The sequence below is a fragment of the Desulfovibrio piger genome, assembly GCF_951793255.1.
In the GTDB taxonomy this organism is placed as follows: domain Bacteria; phylum Desulfobacterota; class Desulfovibrionia; order Desulfovibrionales; family Desulfovibrionaceae; genus Desulfovibrio.
This window is the reverse complement of record NZ_OX636706.1, coordinates 668,515-686,261: the sequence shown is the minus strand read 5'-3', so window position 1 is coordinate 686,261 and position 17,747 is coordinate 668,515. Positions and strand designations below refer to the sequence as shown.

At 64.3% G+C, this 17,747-nt stretch carries 15 protein-coding genes; 4 read left to right on the top strand and 11 right to left on the bottom strand.

Features of this window, described 5'->3' with window-relative positions; all coding sequences use genetic code 11:
- Positions 1–649 precede the first annotated feature (649 nt).
- Complete coding sequence (locus Q4I12_RS03335; RefSeq protein ID WP_168934689.1) at positions 650–2,458, top strand: carboxyvinyltransferase; 1,809 nt, start codon at positions 650–652, stop codon at positions 2,456–2,458.
- Positions 2,459–2,626: 168 nt separating this feature from the next.
- On the opposite strand, the gene Q4I12_RS03330 is transcribed toward Q4I12_RS03335, so the two are convergent.
- The 3 genes from Q4I12_RS03330 to cutA all read right to left on the bottom strand — a co-directional run bounded on the left by Q4I12_RS03330 (position 2,627) and on the right by cutA (position 4,521).
- The gene (locus tag Q4I12_RS03330) at positions 2,627–3,103 is read right to left on the bottom strand and encodes a YbaK/EbsC family protein (RefSeq protein ID WP_302260568.1); all 477 of its coding nucleotides are present in this window, start codon (positions 3,101–3,103) and stop codon (positions 2,627–2,629) included.
- Positions 3,104–3,229: 126 nt separating this feature from the next.
- A complete protein-coding gene (locus tag Q4I12_RS03325; RefSeq protein WP_302260567.1) occupies positions 3,230–4,177 on the bottom strand; it encodes a carbohydrate kinase family protein in 948 nt (315 codons plus the stop codon).
- An 11-nt stretch (positions 4,178–4,188) separates the two neighbouring features.
- Complete coding sequence (cutA, locus tag Q4I12_RS03320) at positions 4,189–4,521, bottom strand: divalent-cation tolerance protein CutA (protein WP_302260566.1); 333 nt, start codon at positions 4,519–4,521, stop codon at positions 4,189–4,191.
- 113 nt (positions 4,522–4,634) lie between these two features.
- On the opposite strand from cutA, the gene nth reads away from it, so the two are divergent.
- Complete coding sequence (nth, locus tag Q4I12_RS03315; RefSeq protein ID WP_302260564.1) at positions 4,635–5,303, top strand: endonuclease III; 669 nt, start codon at positions 4,635–4,637, stop codon at positions 5,301–5,303.
- Between the two features lie 258 nt (positions 5,304–5,561).
- Here nth and Q4I12_RS03310 read toward each other — a convergent pair whose 3' ends face one another.
- From Q4I12_RS03310 to zraS, 4 genes are all read right to left on the bottom strand, one after another.
- On the bottom strand, positions 5,562–6,158 hold the full coding sequence (locus Q4I12_RS03310; protein ID WP_302260562.1) for a hypothetical protein: 597 nt from the start codon (positions 6,156–6,158) through the stop codon (positions 5,562–5,564).
- Between the two features lie 216 nt (positions 6,159–6,374).
- A complete protein-coding gene (locus Q4I12_RS03305) occupies positions 6,375–7,004 on the bottom strand; it encodes an HD domain-containing protein (RefSeq protein WP_302260560.1) in 630 nt (209 codons plus the stop codon).
- Positions 7,005–7,286: 282 nt separating this feature from the next.
- Positions 7,287–8,651 (bottom strand): sigma-54-dependent transcriptional regulator, encoded by a 1,365-nt coding sequence (locus Q4I12_RS03300; RefSeq protein WP_204625690.1) that lies wholly within the window; start codon positions 8,649–8,651, stop codon positions 7,287–7,289.
- Entirely contained in the window at positions 8,652–10,292 is a 1,641-nt protein-coding gene (gene zraS, locus Q4I12_RS03295; protein WP_297158827.1) for a two-component system sensor histidine kinase ZraS, read from the bottom strand.
- 180 nt (positions 10,293–10,472) lie between these two features.
- Between zraS and Q4I12_RS03290 the strand changes: the two genes are divergently transcribed.
- Together Q4I12_RS03290 and Q4I12_RS03285 are read left to right on the top strand one after the other, a co-directional pair.
- Positions 10,473–10,949 (top strand): periplasmic heavy metal sensor, encoded by a 477-nt coding sequence (locus Q4I12_RS03290; RefSeq protein ID WP_168934681.1) that lies wholly within the window; start codon positions 10,473–10,475, stop codon positions 10,947–10,949.
- A 332-nt stretch (positions 10,950–11,281) separates the two neighbouring features.
- On the top strand, positions 11,282–11,857 hold the full coding sequence (locus Q4I12_RS03285; protein ID WP_302260558.1) for a Spy/CpxP family protein refolding chaperone: 576 nt from the start codon (positions 11,282–11,284) through the stop codon (positions 11,855–11,857).
- 960 nt (positions 11,858–12,817) lie between these two features.
- Here Q4I12_RS03285 and Q4I12_RS03280 read toward each other — a convergent pair.
- The 4 genes from Q4I12_RS03280 to Q4I12_RS03265 form a co-directional block, all read right to left on the bottom strand.
- Complete coding sequence (locus tag Q4I12_RS03280) at positions 12,818–14,077, bottom strand: aromatic amino acid transport family protein (RefSeq protein ID WP_300645231.1); 1,260 nt, start codon at positions 14,075–14,077, stop codon at positions 12,818–12,820.
- A gap of 138 nt (positions 14,078–14,215) precedes the next feature.
- Positions 14,216–15,622, bottom strand: coding sequence for an L-serine ammonia-lyase (locus Q4I12_RS03275; protein WP_204625693.1), 1,407 nt, complete (start codon positions 15,620–15,622; stop codon positions 14,216–14,218).
- A 195-nt stretch (positions 15,623–15,817) separates the two neighbouring features.
- Positions 15,818–16,492: a helix-turn-helix transcriptional regulator gene (locus tag Q4I12_RS03270; RefSeq protein WP_302260556.1), complete on the bottom strand. Its 675-nt coding sequence runs from the start codon at positions 16,490–16,492 to the stop codon at positions 15,818–15,820.
- A gap of 53 nt (positions 16,493–16,545) precedes the next feature.
- Positions 16,546–17,667 (bottom strand): radical SAM protein, encoded by a 1,122-nt coding sequence (locus tag Q4I12_RS03265; RefSeq protein WP_297137944.1) that lies wholly within the window; start codon positions 17,665–17,667, stop codon positions 16,546–16,548.
- Between the last annotated feature and the right edge of the window lie 80 nt (positions 17,668–17,747).

The window sequence follows — 17,747 nt, the reverse complement described above, 5'->3', positions numbered from 1 at the left end:
CAACAGCGCTCAGGTCGTGCGCTTGTGTTTTTAGTAACAAGCTACACCTCTTCACGTCAAGCCCCCTTTTGAAAAATTCGTGGAAACTCTCGGTGGAAAACGGCACAACCCACTATAATCTTTGCATATTCCCCCTAGCATAATTTTTATGCCGTGTAAAGATGCTCCGCGTTTTGAACGGCTTCCATGTCCAAGATCTGTGTTGGGCCAGGAAAAGGCATGTTTATCAGCCGGTTATCTTGAACATCTCCCTGTTCCCGTTCATGGAATGCTTTAGTAAAATCATTTAATTTCAAATAGTTAACGTGTCGATACTTTCCATGCCGGACAGGCGGCTTTTTTATGACGTTCCGCTGTCGCCCTGATCCTGATGGGAAAAAGAAGCAAAAGTTGAAACAATTAGCCAATAAAATCAAATGGTTGATTATATCTATTGGGAATAGTTGATTTTTTTATCGAAAATACGTCGTAAGGCATCCGGTACGCTCTTTGAGGCTCCCTCCAGTGCTCGCCGGAGCTTGCACCCTCTTTCACATGGGGCCGGAAAAGTCTCTTCCGGGGGCTTGCCAGTGAGGACGTTTCGGGATACAGCATCCCCCACAAATTCATAGAGCGACGCGCCGTCCGGCGGTCGAGAGGAGCATCCAGCATGAACGAGCACCACGAATTCCGACCTGCCCAGAGGCCGGACAAACGCAGCGACCGCCCCGAAGGACGTTTCGAGGCCAGAACCGACGGCAAGCCCGAGCGTCCGCGCCGCAGCCTGCGCGAGACCGTCTGTGACATCGACCGCGATATCCTGCGCATGCTCATGCGCCGCCACAATCTCATCAAGCGCATGTACAATGCCAAGGGTTTCCTGGAGCCCGCGGAAGAAAAGAGCATCCGCGAGTCCTGGGAAGCCGCCGTTTCCCGCGTCAGCCGCGACCCGCGCCTGAGCGGCCGTTTCTTCACCCTGATGCAGGAAGTGGAATTCCTGCCCCGTCCCGGTGAAGACGGCGAAGCCCAGCGCCCCGCCTTCAATCTTGCCCCCGCCGACATGCCCGTGCGCCTGTCCATGCCCGCCCCGCGCTCCTGTCGCCTGACCCGGGCCTGGGCCACGCTGGCCGCCTGCACCGGCCAGGCCGTGCGCATTGCCCCCGCCCTGATGAACGATCCCGTCGTGGATTGCGTCAAGCTGCTCAACCAGCTGGGCGCCCATGCCAACCGTGACGACGGCGCCGTGCATGTGGCCGCCGGCACGCCCCTGGGCACCCCGGACAAGGTGCTGCATGTGGGCGACAGCTCCTGGAACTTCTATCTGGCCCTGGGCCATTACCTGGGCCGTCCTTCGCGTACCAAGTTCACCGGCGGCGCGGCCCTCAAGCTGGCCGACCTCAGCGCCACCCGCCGCTTCCTGCCCCTCATGGGCGCGCGTCTGGTGCATGTGGTGCCCAAGTCCGACGGCTTCCCGGTGCGTATCGAATGCTCCGGCGTGCTGCCCGGCAAGGTGGTCTTCCCCGCCGATGCCCCGGTGGAACTGGCCGAAGGCATCATGCTGGCCGCGCCTTCCTATGAGCGCGCCATCACCCTGGACCTTTCCGCCATGCCCGAGCGTGCGCTGGCCTTTGCCCGCATCCTGCCCGTGCTGAACGCTGCCGGTGCCGACGTGCGCCGCGAAGGCGACGTGCTCCACTTCCAGCCCTGCGCCCTGAGCATCCCCTCCGAGCCCACCCTGCCCGTGGAACCGGAACTGGCCGTGTTCCTGATGGGCCTCGCCCCGGCTCTGGGCGGTGAAGTGCGCCTGGAAGGCCAGTGGCCCACCTGGCCCGGCACCGAAGCCGGTCTGGACCTGCTGCGCCAGACCGGTGCCAAGGTCGAATGCTCGGCCACCGAGATCCTGGCCCGCAGCCTGAAGCCGCTGGCCGAACTGCCCGCCGCCTTTGCCCTGCCCGAAGGCCTGCCCGCCTCCTGGCGTCCGCTGGCCGTGGCCCTGAGCACCATGACGGCCCTGCGCGGCGGTCGTGCCGTGCTGCCTGCCGGTCTGGAAGCCGAAGAGAACGTTGTGGAAAGCTACCTGCACGCTGCCGGTCTGGCTCTGGATGCCGAAGGCTGCCTGGTGGCCTGGAAGCCCGGTGACGACATGGAAGAAGCCGAAGAACAGGACGAGGAAGGCCGCCCCGTGCGCAAGCCCCGTCCCGCCCTGCAGGCCCGCGGCTGGAACGCCCCCGACGCTCCCTGGGCCGTGGCCCTGGCCCTGGCGGCCTGTGCCCGCGGCAAGCAGGAAGGCTTCAAGCTGGGCAACCCCGGCGTGCTGACCGAGCTCTATCCGCCTTTCTGGGTGCTGTACAACAACCTGCCCGAACCGCACATGACGCGTGAGAACAAGGAAGTGCCCGCCGAGCCGGTGAAGAGCCGCCGCCGCGTCATCACCAGCGCCGTGGCCGTGCCGCCTCCGCTGGAAGACGAAGATTACTAGGACCGGGCAGCTCCCGCCGTCCGGCTTGGCCGTGAGGGCCGGGCCGTGGCGGCTCCCGGTATCGAAGACGAAAAGGGCGCCCATCCTTTGCGGATGGACGCCCTTTTCATTTGCGGGAAGCGGCGGTCGGAGCGTCTGCCGCTTGTCCCTGCCTGCAGGATAGGCCCGTCAGGCCAGCTCTTCAGGGTGCTTGCAAAGGTCGACCCATTGCCCGCCGGTGACGGCGGCCAGCTCGTCCGGGGTCAGCTGCACGGCGTTGTTGGGCGCACCGGCGGCAGGGTAGACCACGTCATAGCGCTTGAGGCTCTCGTCCAGGAACACGCGTCCCCCTTCCGGCAGGGCAAAGGGGCAGACCCCGCCCTGGGGATGGCCGGTGAGGCGCTCCACGTCCTCCACGGGGATGAAGCGGGCCTTTTCGTGGAACAGATCCTTGAACTTGCGGTTGTCCAGACGGGCCAGTCCCATGGCCACCACCAGCACGGGACCGGTGGAGGTGAGGATGGACAGCGTCTTGGCGATACGGCCCGCCTCGCAGTGCAGGGCTTCGGCCGCCAGCGCCACGGTGGCGCTGGAGACGGTGAACTCGCGGTAGCGGTCGCCCAGACCGTGGGCGGCCAGTTGGGCCCTGACGGCTTCGGTGCGCATGGCTGGATGCTCCTTGGCTGAAACATGCTCCGTTGTTGCCGGTGATGGCAGCATGCCGGAGGCGGGATCTCCCCGTCCGGGCGGGGATGAAAAAAGGGGCCTGTCGGGCAGGCCCCTCCGGTATGGTTACAGGGTGATGGGCAGGGGGCCGAAGCTGGCCTCGTAGCGCTTGCGGAACTCGTCCTTGCTGAAGTGGTGTTCCTGCGTGCCCAGCTGCTCGATGGCGTAGCAGGCGCTCACCGCGCCCAGCTTGGCGGCTTCGGGCATCTCCAGGCCGCAGACCAGGCCCTTGAGCAGGCCCGCGCGGTGGGAGTCGCCCGCGCCGGTGGGATCCTTGACGCCGTCGCAGGGGATGGCGGGCACATGCACGTCCACGCCCCGGGCATTGCGGATGCGCTGGCCGTCGCCGCCCAGCGTGGTCACCAGCCAGCCGGTCATGGCCACCAGTTCTTCCTCGCTCTTGCCCGTCTTCTTGCAGACCATGCCCAGCTCGTAATCGTTGGTCACGCAGGCATAGGAACCGCGGATGGCGTCGCAGAGGTCGTCGCCCGAAAGCACGGGCAGCTGCTGGCCGGGGTCGAAGATGTAGCGCACGCCCTTTTCACGGAAGAAGCCGGGCAGGCGGCGCATGTCGTCCTCGCTGCCGGGGGAGACGATGGCCCAGTCCTTGGCGGGATCGAGGTCGGGGAAGGTGTAGGTGGCGGGCTGGCTCATGGCGCCGGGGTAGAAGCCCGTGATCTGGTTGTTGTTCTGGTCCGTGGTGATGTAGCACAGGGCCGTGAACACGTCGGAATCGCGCCGGATGCCTTCCAGCGACAGGCCCAGCTTTTCCCAGGCCGCCGCGTAACCGGTGAAGTCACGGCCGGCGGCGGAGACGACGATGGATTTTTCGCCCAGCAGGGCCAGCGTGTAGGCGATGTTGCCCGCGCAGCCGCCGCGGCGTTCGTCCATGCTGTCCACCATGAAGCTGACGCTCAGCATGTGCAGCTTGTCCATGAGCACATGGTCCTGCAGGTTGCCGCCAAAGGTCATGATGCGGTCAAAAGCCAGGGAACCGGAAACATAAATGGCCATCTTCGTTCCTTTTATTCGTTGAGCTGCCCTGCGGGCAGGCTGTTTTGGGCGATCCAGTCCAGGAAGGGCGCGTTGCCCTTCTCCAGCGGCATGCCCACGATACAGGGCACTTCATAGGGATGGGCCGCCTCCACGGCGGCACGAAAATCTTCCCACGCTGCCCGGCTGACCTGGGCCAGCAGCAGGCATTCGCGGCTTTCGCTGACCTTGCCTTCCCAGCGATAGATGGAAAGGGCTCCGGGCAGGATGTTCACCCCGGCGGCCAGCCGTCGTTCCACCACCAGATGGGCCAGGGTTCGGGCAGTCGCTCCGTCGGGCACAGTGACACAGGCAAGCAGGCTCATGGCGTCCTCCTGTTCGGGAAGTGGGAAAAGCGGACAGAAGATACACCAGCGGGCCGTAAAAACCAAGCGTGCCCCGCCTTGCTCCCCCTGTCTTCCTGTGGCATAGCAGGCCCATGAGCGCAAAAAAATCCCTGCCGCGCGCTGCCCTGGCCCGCGCTGAAAAAGTCTTGGCGGCCCTTCAGGCCCGCTATCCCCGTCCCGCGACCCATCTTGAAGCCGACAACGCCTGGGAACTGCTGGTGGCCACGGTGCTGGCCGCCCAGTGTACCGACGCCCGCGTCAACACCGTGACCCCGGAGCTGTTCCGGCGCTGGCCCGGCCCGGCCGAGCTGGCCCTGGCCACGCAGGAAGAGCTGGAAAGCGTCATCCGTTCCACGGGCTTCTATCACAGCAAGGCCCGCAACCTGCTGGGCGCGGCGCAGCGCGTGGTCTCCGTCTATGGCGGCGAGGTGCCGCCCCGTCTGGACGAGCTCATCACCCTGCCCGGCGTGGCCCGCAAGACGGCCAATGTGGTGCTGTTCGGCGCCTTCGGCATCAACGAGGGCCTGGCTGTGGATACCCACGTCAAGCGCATCAGCTATCGTCTGGGCCTCACCGCCCACACCGATCCCGTGGACATCGAACAGGATCTGATGCGCCTCTTCCCCCGTGCCGAATGGGGCGACGTCAATCACCGCATGGTCTGGTTCGGCCGCGATGTCTGCCACGCCCGCAGCCCCCGCTGCGCGGAATGCGAGATGGCCGACTTCTGCCCCCGCCGCGAACCGCCCAAGGGAAAATAGCTGTTGGGGAAAAGAACGTGGGGGAAGGGGGGAACTTTGGCTAGCGCACAAAGTTCCCCCCTTCCCCCACACCCCCATCCTTCTTCAAACGCGCTTTATTCAGGTCGCTGACAAGTTGGTATGCGGGCAATAGACACCATACAAGGTCACTTGCGAAAATGATTGACAGTCGCAGTAGTAGGGTGACTATACCGTGTCATTTGTAAAGTAAAGGGTAATCTTCAATATAGCTATTTATATTATGTTTTTTGTGTGATGCTATAAAATCTCGTCTGATGAGTTCTCACGTGGGACAGGTAACTTGTGTATCAATCCTTTTTTTTCCATATCTTTGAGAGATGTTTTTGCGGCATTTAGGAGTAATGATATATAGGATAATCCTCCATCACTCTTTCCATCAGCAGTATAAATTTGATTTCCTGTGTGAAGATCGAAGACAGTTACATTTGTAGCCATGATTAAATCTGTCGTGTAGTAGCCACCAGAAACGGTCGTTCCATATTTTTCATATGTATACGTTGGGGGAACATAGTCTTCGACAGACCCTTTTGCTACGGCAACCAAAAGTAGGCTATCCGCCCCAGAAGAACGCAGCAGGGCACCTTCTGTTGCCCGGTTTTCTCTTGTGGGCAATATAATTTCAGAATATTTGAGTGATTGGATATTGTAGTCGGCAAGCATCAGGGAAATTTTTTCTTCTGCCTCAAAAACTTCTCCCATATCAGCGCCCTTGATGCAGATAATTGTTTTTCCAAGGTTATGGTGCTGATAGGCAGGGTCGACATAGCCCGTAAGGTCAGTACTTGCACATCCTGTAACCATAAATAGGATTATCAAGCACAGCAGCTTTCTCATAAACTCCCCTCCTGGAGACAGGTATCCTCTAATTGAAATAACTATGGAACATGTTGTCTATACAGGCAAGTGCAGCCATAGGATGGCACGAGTTGTCTTGCAGGCATTATTCCTTCTATTTTATTAATATCAATGACAAAACAGCCCGGCCTCCATGGAGACCGGGCTGTTGTCGTTATCGGGAAAGGGCTGTTCCCGGAGAGAGCCGGGACAGGCTCACTTGCGGTCCACCCACCATTTTTTGTCCACGCGGCCGTACCACCAGCGGTTATGGTCCGTGCGCAGGATGACCTCGCACAGGGCCTGGGCCTGCGGGCTGCGCAGGCGTTTGACCGCGCTTTCCAGCCAGTCGGCGGCAAATTTGTTGCCCTTGTCCAGCTCGGCCTTGAGGTTGCAGATCAGGTCCAGCTGGTCGGCATCGTGGGCCAGGCGGGCCTCCAGACTCTGGCGTTCCTGCAGTTCGTCCCAGCCGTCGAAGATGTCCTGCTCCAGTCCGGTGCCGTCCACGGCGTCCTGCAGGGCATCGCGGTCGCGGCAGGTGTCGTAGCGGTGGTTCACATAATTGAAATCGCCGGTACGTGCTTCATGCAGATCGTGGAAAAGGCAGAGGAAGGTCACGCGGGCGGCATCGGCCCCCGCCAGTTTGGCCAGGGTGTAGCCGATGACGCTGGTACGGTAGGAATGCTCGGCCACGTTCTCGCTGCCGGAGCCCAGGAAGGCATAGCCGCTGCGCGGCGTGTGGCGCAGATGTCCCGCCTCGTGGAAAAAGTCCGTGATGCGTTCCATCTGCTGTTCATCAGGCAGGCCCGCTGCGGGCGTGCTTTTGTTTGGGCTGTCCTGTGCCATGTGTGTTTCCTCATGGAGGGAGCGCGGTGCCCCCTCCGTTGCTGATTTGTGCGAAAATTGTCCGGCGCACGCCATCGACCGCCCTTTTTCCGTCTTTGTCCAACCGCCGCAGGCGGTGTTTGTTCGGGAGACGGTCACCCAGGCAAGGCCGTGGCTTTTCCGAGCCTCGTCATCCTTCTGAACAAAGCGCGTTGGGGGAGGGATGGGGGGCCGGGGGGAAGGGGACCCCCTTGCGCGCGGGCCAAGGGGGTCCCCTTCCCCCCGGAAAATCCCTGCCCGTTCTTATTCCAGCCCGTACTTGCGCAATTTGTTGTGCAGGGTGGCGCGGGTGATGCCCAGGCGGCGGGCAGCCTCGCTCTTGTTGTCCTCGGTCTGGCGCAGGGTGTCCTCGATGGCGCGGCGCTCCAGAGCTTCCAGAGACAGACCGGCCAGGGAGGCCTCGGCGGTCTCCGGTACCGGGGCGGCCTGCTCGGCGGCGCCGGTGACGCTGGCGGGCAGTTCCGGGCCGGTGATGAGGTCGCCGGTGCAGAGGATCACGGCGCGCTCCACGGCGTTCTGGAGTTCGCGCACGTTGCCGGGCCAGGAGTAGCGGCGCAGCATGTCCAGGGCCTGCGGGGCGAAGCCCTTGACGTTCTTGCGGTTGCGGGCCGCGAATTTTTCCAGGAAATGGGCCGCCAGCAGGGGGATGTCCTCGCTGCGTTCACGCAGGGCGGGCACTTCGATGCTGATGACGTTGAGGCGGAAGAACAGGTCCTCGCGGAAGCGCTTCTGTTCCACCTCTTCGCGCAGGTTGCGATTGGTGGCGGCGATGACGCGCACGTCCACGGTGATGGGCGAGTCCGAGCCCACGCGCTGCACCTCGCCCTGCTGCAGGGCGCGCAGCAGCTTGGCCTGCAGCGAAAGGGGCATCTCGCCGATCTCGTCCAGGAAGAGGGTGCCGCCGTCGGCCTGCAGGAAGCGGCCCTCGCGGCGGCGGTCGGCGCCGGTGAAGGCCCCGCGCTCATGGCCGAACAGTTCGGATTCCAACAGGTTCTCGGCCAGGGCGGCGCAGTTGACCGTGACCAGGGGCTTGTTGGCACGGGCGCTGGCACCGTGGACGGCGCGGGCCACCAGTTCCTTGCCGGTGCCGGATTCCCCGGTGATGAGCACCGTGGCCTCGGTGGGCGCCACGGTGGCGATGATCTCGCGCATGGCGCTGACGGCAGGGCTGCGGCCCAGGATCTCGGGCCCGGCGGCGGCCTCGCTGAGCTGGCGGCGCAGCTCGCGGTTCTCCACGCTCATGCGGGAGTGGTCCACGGCCCGTTGCAGGGTCTCGCGCAGGGCGTCGAAGTCCAGCGGCTTGGTCAGATAATCGTAGGCGCCCAGGCGCAGGGCATCCACGGCGGTCTCCACGGAGGAGTAGGCCGTCATCAGCACCACGGGCAGGGCCGGATTGTAGTCCAGGATGCCCCGCAGGGCGTGGATGCCGTCCATGCGTCCCATGCGCACGTCGGTCAGCACCACGTCGTAGGGCTTGGCGCGCACGGCCTCCACGGCCAGATCGCCGTCGGCCGCCTCGTCCACGCTGTAGCCCCAGGCCTGGAGCATCATGCGCAACATGCCGCGGTGGGCATCGTCGTCGTCAACCACGAGAATGCTGGTATTCACCTAATCCTCCCCCTTCTGCCTGTCGGCAGGCTCCCCCGCCTGCCTGTCCGGGCCGTCCGCCGGATGGCCCGCTGCCTTGCCGGCCTGCGGCAGGCGTATGAAAAACGTGGTCCGGCCGGGCGTGTCCGCCGTGGCCTGACGGGATTGCACATAGACTTCGCCTTCGAGCGCCTCCACGATCTTGTGGACGGTGGCCAGTCCCAGGCCCGTGCCGTGCCCCTTGGTGGTGAAATAGGGGTCGAAGATGTGGTTGAGGTTCTCGGGCGCGATGCCCTGCCCGGTGTCCGTGACCGAGAGGACAAGATGCTGCTTCTCCACCGTACAGCCCAGGGTCAGGGTGCCGCCGTCGGGCATGGCGTCCAGGGCGTTGAGGCAGATGTTGAGCAGGGCCTGCCCCAGCCTGTCGGGATCCATGCGGGCCGGGGGCAGGGCGGCCGGAAGGCTGTTCACCAGCCGGACGCCGCGTTTTTCGGCATCCTGGGCGATGAGGCGCAGCACATGGGCCACGCTGTCTTCCAGCGGGGCGGCCACGGGACGCACGTCACTGGGACGCGAGAGCCCGATGAGCTCGCTGATGACGCGGTTGAGGCGTTCCACCTCGCGCACCATGACGCCCGCGGCCTTGCGGTCTTCGCTGCCTTCGGGGAAGCGCATGCCGAAATAGGTGGCGTAGCCCTTGATGGAACTGAGCGGGTTGCGGATCTCGTGGGCCACCCCGGCGGCCAGCGTGCCCACGGCGGCCAGCTTTTCCTTGCGGCGGATCTCTTCTTCCAGGCGGCGGATCTCGCCTTCGGCCCGGCGCTGGCGGCGGCGGGATTCGCGGGCGCGCTGCGCGTAGTACAGGGCCAGCAGACAGGCCAGGCCCACCAGCATGGCCACCCCGGCCAGCATGAAGACGTGGTCCCTGTCCTGGCCGCGGGTGATCTCGAACGGTGAGAGGTCGAGGCCCAGGAAGATGATGGGCTGCGGCAGGCCCGGCGGCAGCCCCTGCCCCGGCGGGGGCTGCATGAAATAGCGGTAGACCACGAACACGCGCTGGCCTTCCATATTGAGGATGGCGGAACGTGTCTGGCTGCCGGGGGCCAGGAGCTTCATGGTCTTTTCGTCGGCCTCTTCGCCGTTGATGCGCAGGATCTCGCCCAGGCGGTTGCCGTTGCTGTGGGCCAGGATGGTGCCGTCGGGCATGGTGACGGCGATGAACTGCACGTCCGAGGTGCTGGCCATCTCCTTGAGCAGGATCTGCAGGCGCACGCGCGCCTCGCCGCGCATGCTGGTGCGCAGCATGCTCTCGAAGGCCATGATCAGGGAGCTGCCTTTTTCGGCCAGCAGGCGTGACATGGCGCGTTCGTTGCGCTCGATGGAGGCCAGGGCCAGCAGGGTGACCAGCAGGATGAGGACGAAGGCCGTCCCTCCCAGCAGCAGGCCCAGCGGGGTGTTCTGCTGCTGCGCCAGCTGTGAACGGGCCTGGGAACAGTCGTTCTCGCGCGCGGCCTGGTCATTGGCCACCATGCCGCCGGTGTTCCGGCCGGACGCGGCAGACCCCGGTGTCTGGCAGGGCCGGTTGGCGGCGCGGGCCAGCCGGTGGCGGCGGGGGTCCAGCAGGGCGGCAGCAGCGGAAAGGCAGCGTCGGATAAAGTTCATGCCTGCACTATAAGCATGGTTGGGGCACCTGTCACCTTGCCGTCGGATATTTGGCTTGCATGTTTTTTGCAAGAACGAGGAAAGACGAAAAAATGCCACGGCCTGCCGGCGGCCTTTCCTTGCGCCGCGGACACAGGCTTGATATGCCAGAAGCATGGCCCAACAGAACAAGGTTTGCCTATGTGGAAGAATATAGTTGTCAGTGGTCTGGTCATGACATCGCTCCTGCTGCTGCCGCTCATGGCGGCTGCCGGGGGGCATCACGGCGGCGGTCACGGGCCGCGCGGCTACCGCAATGTCGACCAGTGGCTCCAGAGCCTGCCCGAAGAACAGCAGGTCAAGGCCCGCGCCATCCTTGAAGAAGCCCGTCCTGCCATCGAAGACACCCGCTGGCGCATTCGCCAGAAGCGGGAAGAACTGGCCCATTTCGACTACGCGGAGGACTCGTCCGCCGAAACGCTCTCCCGTCTTGGCTGGGAGCTGCAGGACCTGCGCGACCGTCTGCGCCTGCAGCTGGCGCAGCTGGAAGGCCGCCTGCTGGACGAGGTGGGCGTGAGTTTCCGCCGTGCCGGCAAGAGCCGGGGTTGCAACAGCATGATCCGGCAGGACGTGATCCATACGTATTCCCTGCAGGAGACCCTCGAACCCTGCCCGTAACTTCTGCAGCCCGCATGAAACATCCAGGCCCCGCTCAGGCGGGGCTTTTTTTGTATCCGGCTCCGGCTTTGGGGGCCGGGCGTCAGGGGTGTATGAAAATTTGTCTGCTGTATAATTTTTGACCAGGTCCGCCGGCCCGCTGCATAAAAACTGGACATCCGGGGGGAACACAGGACAGCCGGAGAAAGGCTGTTTGCCGGGATAAAAATATAATATATTGATTTATATTGAAAAATAATGTTTGGCACGCGGGTTGCTATATACAGAGCACAAAGGGCAAGACCCAAAGCCCAAAGATAACCCACTCTGAGAAGAGATAAAGGAGCATATATATGAATACTTCCCGCGTTATGATCCCTGCCCTGCTGGCTGCAGCCCTCATCGGCGGAACCATGACCTCTGACGCTTTCGCCGGCCCCCATCATCGCGGCCAGGGCAACGGTTATGGTCCCTGCTACGGTTACGGCGACGGCGGCTGCTGGGAAGGCGGCTGGGGACATCACGGCCACGCCCGTGGCTGGGGTTACCGGGCCATGTCGGACGCGCAGCGTGCCAAGTTCGACAAGATCATGGAAGAATTCGCTCCCCGCATGGAGCAGCTGCGCGACAGCATCTACGTCAAGCGCCAGGAACTGCGGGCTTTGGAAAACGCCACCAACCCCGATGTGAAGGCCGTGCGTGAGGCCGCTACCGAAATGGCCCGCCTGCGCAACGAGATGGCCGACCTGCATGACGCCCTGGGCGACAAGCTGGCTGCCGAAGTGGGCGTGCCGGAAGGCTTCAAGGATGCCCCCCGCGGTCCTCGTGGTCCCCGTGGCGATCGCGGCCCCGCCATGGATTGCCCCCGTGGCGACGGCCCCCGCGGTGACGCCAGCTACGACGACGGTCCCCATCGCGGCCACTACTAAGAGCTGATCCCTGCCAACGGCAGAAAGAAATATCTGGCCGGAAGCTCCTCCTCCTTCCGGCCAGGCTCCCGAAAACAGCAACCTCCTTTGACAGGCACCTTTAACCGGAGCTCCCGCTCTACAAAATGCAGTCCTCTGGAACTTCTACCCCGGCCGGGGATTCCCCTGGCCCCGGCCGGGCCTTCCTGAGAACGACGGATTTTACTCCTGAGATCGTCCCTCCCCGCCTTAGGCGGACAACATATCCGGCAGGGCAATCCCCCTTGGTCCTGCCGGGGCTCACGAGAGCATCCTCCTCCTTCACCATAACCTCTAACCATCAGAACATCCTCCCTCTTTGGCCGGCTGCTCCTCCCCCTGGGCAGCCGGTCGTCTTTTTTTGTCCGCTGTCCGGCGTCCGGCCGGTCTGCTTTCCTTCTGCCCGGCGGCATGGTCTGTCCAGGGTGGGGAGGGGCGGGACAGCCCCGTACCGTGGTCCATGCGTCCCGCTCTGCCGGACACGGGACAGGGGAGAGGTATTTTCCCCTTCCGAGTCCCGGTCTTCGAGGGCGCGGCAGCCCTTCGGCCTGTCCGGTCACGGAACCCCGGCCATCAGGGAAGCATGGCCTTCGTGTGCGGCGCTCTGCGATGCGCCCGCTGTCCGGCAGGCTTTGGCAGGCCCGCTGTTGCCGCCTCGCTCCGTCCGTACGCTCACCGCTCTTGGCCAGGATGCTCGTGCAGCCCGGCCATCACAGACGGCACGGCGCACGTCTGCTCGCGGAAATTCGCCGTTCCTCTCTTCCTCATCCTTCTTTCCTATCATGGAGGCGCCGTGCGCTGTCCGTCTGCTGTGCGGCAGGGGAGCGGCAAGGCTCACACGGGCCGCATCGCCCGCGGCAATCCGGCGGCACAAAAAAAGACGCCCACCGGCATGGAGACCGGCGGACGTCTGGAGTCGTTTTACGGATGCGGCGCGCGGGATCAGAACAGCTTGTAGAGCAGGGAAGAGATGGCCACGCAACCGGCGGCCAGCACGAAGGCATTGCTCCACTGGCCACGGTAGCGGCTCATGGCCGGGATCTTGTGCACGGCGTACATGGGCATGATGAACAGGATCATGGCGATGACCGGGCCGCTGAGGGATTCGATGATGTCCAGGATGCCGGGATTGAGCCAGCCGGCCAGCCAGAGGGTCACGAAGAAGAACAGGGCGATGCCGGTGCGTACGCTGCGCGAGGTGGCCGTGGCTTCGGGGTTGGAGGACATCTGGATCAGGATGCCGTGCAGGCCTTCGCGGGCGCCCAGATAGTGGCCGAAGAAGGAGCTGCCGATGGCCAGGAAGGCGATGAGCGGGCCGAACCAGGAGATGAAGGGATTGTCGAACTGGTTGGCCAGATAGGAGAGCACGGGGATGTTCTGGGCCTTGGCCTCCACCAGCTGGGCGGGGCTGAGGCTGAGCACGCAGCTGAAGACGAAGGCCATGACGAAGAGCACCAGGATACAGGCCGTGCCGCGCAGGGTCTGGGAGGCCTTCTGTTCGGCCATGTCGCCGTAATGGCGGCGCTGGGCCAGGGCAAAGGACGAGATGGCGGGCGAATGGTTGAAGGCGAAGACCAGCACCGGCAGGGTGAGCCAGAGGGTGCCCAGGAAGCTGCCGGCATCAGGCATCTGGCCCAGCGAGGAGGTGTTCCAGTGCGGGATGAGGTAGAGCGACAGGCAGAAGAGGATGCCGCACAGGGGGTAGACCAGCCACTCGTTGAATTTGAGCATGAAGTTCTCGCCCACCAGGATGACGGCCATCAGGGCCGCCACCAGCACGCCGGAAAGCAGCAGGCGCGGCGGCGCGGCCATCTGCAGCTGGTTGATGATGAAGGATTCCACCGTGTTGGTGATGCCCACGGCATAGATGAGCAGGATGGGATAGATGGCGAAGAAATAGAGCAGGGTGATGAGCTTGCCTGCGGAAAGACCGAAGTGTTCCTCCACCACGGCGGTGATGTCGCTGTCGGCGCGGGAGGAGGACAGCACGAAGCGGGCCAGGCCCCGGTGGGCGAAATAGGTCATGGGGCCCACCAGCAGGGTGATGACGACCAGGGGCCAGATGCCGGACATGCCCGCATTGATGGGCAGGAAGAGGATGCCCGCGCCCACCGCGGTGCCGAAGAGGTTGAGCATCCAGACGACGTCGAATTTCGTCCAGCGGCCGGAGGCGGCATGGCCGGTTTCAGGGGTCTGTGCCATGAAGGTTCCTTGAAGGTGAAAGGGTTGGAAAGGCAGGGGAACAGGTCCCGGGCCCGTGGCAGGGCCCTGTCCGGGGACGGAAGGGGCCGCCTTCGCCGGATGGACGAAGACGGCCCCGCGGGAGCGCACGGCTCCCGATCAGCATTCCACCAGGCTGACGGCCAGGCCGCCTTCGCTGGTTTCCTTGAATTTGGCGTTCATCTCGCGGCCGGTCTCGTTCATGGCCATGATGACGGCGTCCAGGCTGACCATGTGCTGCGAGGACTTCTCGCAGGTGGCCAGCAGGCAGGCATTGTAGGCCTTGATGGCGCCCACGGCGTTGCGCTCGATGCAGGGGATCTGCACATAGCCGCCCACGGGGTCGCAGGTCAGGCCCAGATGGTGTTCCAGGGCCACTTCGGCGGCGTTCTCCACCACATCCACGGCATAACCGCGCGCATGGGCCAGCATGGCGGCGGCCATGCTGGAGGCCACGCCCACTTCGCCCTGACAGCCCACTTCGGCACCGGCGATACCGGCGTTGTGCTTGGCCAGGAAGCCCACGGCCGCCGAGGCCAGCACGCCTTCGCGCAGGGCCCGGTCACCGATGTTCATGTTGTAGCGCATGGCGTAGAGCAGGGCGGGCATGACGCCCGCGGCCCCGCAGGTGGGCGCGGTGACGATGACGCCGCCCGAGGCGTTCTCTTCGGCCACGGCAAAGGCATAGGCGTTGACCTGGCCCAGGAAGCGGTCCACGGCCAGGGGCATCTCGCGGGCGCGTTCCAGCAGGGTATGGCCCTTGCGCCACACGCCCAGGGTGCCGGGCAGCTGCCCTTCGGCCTCAAGGCCGCGGCGCACGCTGGCGTACATGGATTCCATGATCTGTTCCAGGTTCTGGAAGATGTCCGGGCGGGACATGCCGGTGATGGCGCTCTCGTTGTCCAGGATCAGCTCGTGCAGGGTCAGGCCGGTCTTGGCCAGCTGTTCGCGCAGCTGGCGCATGGTGCCGTAGGGGTGCACGGGCTTGCCGCGTTCGGGCGGGGTCCAGCCCTTCCACTGGATGAATCCGCCGCCCACGGAATAGTATTCCATGCTGAACAGGGCCTGGCCGTCGGCATCCTCAAGGCTGACGAGCAGGGTGTTGCTGTAGGGGGCGTCGTGGATGATGGGGCCGTGTTCGATGTCGGCAAGGCCCACCTGCAAAAGGACGTCGTGGATGCGCAGCTCGTGCCGGGCGTCGGCTTCGCGGCCCAGCCTGTCCAGCAGGCCCGCGGGACAGGTCTCGGGGCTGGTGCGCAGCAGACCGGCCAGCACGGCGGTATTGGTGCCGTGGCCCATGCCCGTGGCGCTCAGCGAGCCCAGCAGCACCACATGGATGCGGGCGGCGCGGCGTACCAGATCGGGGTCGAGGGCATCGCAGCGCTGGACGAAGTCATGACCGGCGCGCATGGGGCCGATGGTATGGGAGCTGGAAGGGCCGGGGCCGATCTTGAAAAAGTCGAAGAGCGAGGTCTCGATGGCCGGACGGACATGCAGGGCCGTCAGGGGCTTGTGCGTGGGAGTCATGGTGTCTCCTTGTGTGGGATGACTGTGCTGGCCGCAGGCGCAGGCCTGACGCGGGGCGGGCGCGGAGCGCGCCGGGGAGGGAGAGGAAGGAAACAGGAGCTGCGCCCCATTGCAGCACATCCCCTTTTGCCTTGAGTACGGGGATGTGTCAATATTTTTTAATTTAAAAAATATTTTAAATAGTAAGACTAGTCATTATTTTTTCTTGATTTGTCGCATATAATTGTACACCGTGTAGATGGAGACCTGCATCTCCTTGGCCACATGCTGGACCACGCCCTTGATGAGGAAGGCGCCTTCCTCGTCGAGAATGCGGATGAAGTCTTTTTTTTCCTCGCGGTTCATGAGGGAGGGGTGTTTGCCTGCGCGCCGGATGGCCGCCTCGAGGATGGCAAGGCTGGTATCGCCGGTGCAGGCGGCAAAGGTCTCGCTCACGTCGCGTTCCAGCGGATCCACGTGCAGCAGGGGGTGCAGCACGGCCTGGAAGTGCAGCAGGTCGGAAAGGTCGATGTTCATGCAGAAGGCGCCGATGACCCGGCCGTCGGCCCTGCGCAGGAACGAGGTGGAGGACTTGAGGGATTTGCCGCCCGGCGTGGACGAGGGATAGCCCACGATGTCCGCCACATCGTCGCCCTGCTGGCGCCAGGCCTTGACCACGATGTTGGTGATGGGCGCGCCCAGCTTGCGGCCGGTAAGGCTGCCTTCCAGATGGATGAGGGAGTGCTCGAGATCGCGGAAATCATGGATGGCGACCTCGCACAGCGGCCCCAGGGTCCGCTGCAGCATGCGGGCCTGCCGGATGGCATTGGCAAAGATGGCGCGTTCTTCTTCACTGAGCGGCGGCAGGGACCCGGAAGGGGCGGCGGACATGGTCACCTCATGGTCGGATGCGGGCTGTGCCGCAGGTTGGAGGAAAGATCGGATCAGGCATCAAGATGCAGGCTGGCGGCCTGTCCCGCTGTCCAGACAAGGTTGCGGCGCGTGATGCCCAGGGCCGCCCAGGCCGTGCCCAGCTCGTCGCCCGGCCCGCGGAAGAAGCCCTGGCAGGAGCGCGGCAGATACAGCGCCTGTGCCCGGGGCAGTCCGGCGGGGGCTTCCCCGCCCGCCAGCAGGGCGTCCAGCAGGGCCGCGGCCCGTACCTCGCTGCGGGCGGCATCATCCCCCCGCGTCCGCAGCAGGCAGGCGCAGACATGCAGCCACAGGGCCCGTCCCAGCACGCGCCCGCCCAGGTTCCTGTCGGCGGGACCGGCCAGCAGGGCCGCTTCCATGCCGGGTTCGGGGGCAAGGCCCATACGGATGACGGGCACCCCGGCGCGACGGGCGTACAGCCAGCCGCGCGCCAGCAGGGACAGGGTCCGCGGCAGGGGCCAGGGCGCGTAGAGGCCCTGCTGCCAGCGGCGGGCCAGTTCCGTGCCCGCCAGCACCAGGCAGGGATAAAAGCGCAGCATGTCGGCCCCCAGATCCAGGGCCCGGCGCACATCGGCCAAAAAGTCTTCCGGCTGGTGGCCCGGCATGCCGGGCAGCAGCTGCACGCCCAGGGCAAGGCCTGCGTCCCGCACCAGACGGCAGGCTTCGGTGGCCTGCCGGCCGCTGTAATGGCGTTCACTGGCCTGCAGGGCCGTATCGGAAAAGCTCTGGATGCCCAGCTCCACCGTGCGGCAGCCGTGGCGGCGCAGGCGCGCCAGCAGGGCCGCATCCAGATGGTCGGGGCGGGTGGAGCAGCGGAAGCGGGTGATGCAGCCGTCACGCCGGAGGCTGTCGGCCATGTCCAGACAGGCGTCCAGGTCGCGGGACGCCAGGGCCGTGAAGGTGCCGCCGTAAAAGGCCAGCTCTACCGGCGGCCTGCCCTGTGCCCGCCGGGCGTGCAGATCGGCGGCCGCACGGGCCAGTATCTCGTCCAGAGGACTGGCCTGCTGGCCTGTCTGGTCATGCTGGGAACAAAAAACACAGCGGCGGGGACAGCCGAAAAACGGGATGAAAACGCTGAAGACCGGGATTGCCCTTGCAGGAGTCTCCCATAAAAAAGTAAGCGAAACACGAGACATGGCAGAAAGCGAGGAGTAGCAAGGCTTGGCAGGCTTCGCGCGGAGACAAAAATCTTGCCGGAAATGCAAGTTGAGTATAT

What these genes read in the sequence shown, in the direction of transcription:
- Q4I12_RS03270 (WP_302260556.1), bottom strand. Translation starts at nt 16,492, where the DNA reads ATGTCCGCCGCCCCTTCCGGGTCCCTGCCGCCGCTCAGTGAAGAAGAA.
- Q4I12_RS03285 (WP_302260558.1), top strand. Translation starts at nt 11,282, where the DNA reads ATGAATACTTCCCGCGTTATGATCCCTGCCCTGCTGGCTGCAGCCCTC.
- zraS (WP_297158827.1), bottom strand. Translation starts at nt 10,292, where the DNA reads ATGAACTTTATCCGACGCTGCCTTTCCGCTGCTGCCGCCCTGCTGGAC.
- Q4I12_RS03330 (WP_302260568.1), bottom strand. Translation starts at nt 3,103, where the DNA reads ATGCGCACCGAAGCCGTCAGGGCCCAACTGGCCGCCCACGGTCTGGGC.
- Q4I12_RS03265 (WP_297137944.1), bottom strand. Translation starts at nt 17,667, where the DNA reads ATGTCTCGTGTTTCGCTTACTTTTTTATGGGAGACTCCTGCAAGGGCA.
- nth (WP_302260564.1), top strand. Translation starts at nt 4,635, where the DNA reads ATGAGCGCAAAAAAATCCCTGCCGCGCGCTGCCCTGGCCCGCGCTGAA.
- Q4I12_RS03325 (WP_302260567.1), bottom strand. Translation starts at nt 4,177, where the DNA reads ATGGCCATTTATGTTTCCGGTTCCCTGGCTTTTGACCGCATCATGACC.
- Q4I12_RS03275 (WP_204625693.1), bottom strand. Translation starts at nt 15,622, where the DNA reads ATGACTCCCACGCACAAGCCCCTGACGGCCCTGCATGTCCGTCCGGCC.
- Q4I12_RS03290 (WP_168934681.1), top strand. Translation starts at nt 10,473, where the DNA reads ATGTGGAAGAATATAGTTGTCAGTGGTCTGGTCATGACATCGCTCCTG.
- Q4I12_RS03280 (WP_300645231.1), bottom strand. Translation starts at nt 14,077, where the DNA reads ATGGCACAGACCCCTGAAACCGGCCATGCCGCCTCCGGCCGCTGGACG.
- Q4I12_RS03335 (WP_168934689.1), top strand. Translation starts at nt 650, where the DNA reads ATGAACGAGCACCACGAATTCCGACCTGCCCAGAGGCCGGACAAACGC.
- Q4I12_RS03310 (WP_302260562.1), bottom strand. Translation starts at nt 6,158, where the DNA reads ATGAGAAAGCTGCTGTGCTTGATAATCCTATTTATGGTTACAGGATGT.
- cutA (WP_302260566.1), bottom strand. Translation starts at nt 4,521, where the DNA reads ATGAGCCTGCTTGCCTGTGTCACTGTGCCCGACGGAGCGACTGCCCGA.
- Q4I12_RS03305 (WP_302260560.1), bottom strand. Translation starts at nt 7,004, where the DNA reads ATGGCACAGGACAGCCCAAACAAAAGCACGCCCGCAGCGGGCCTGCCT.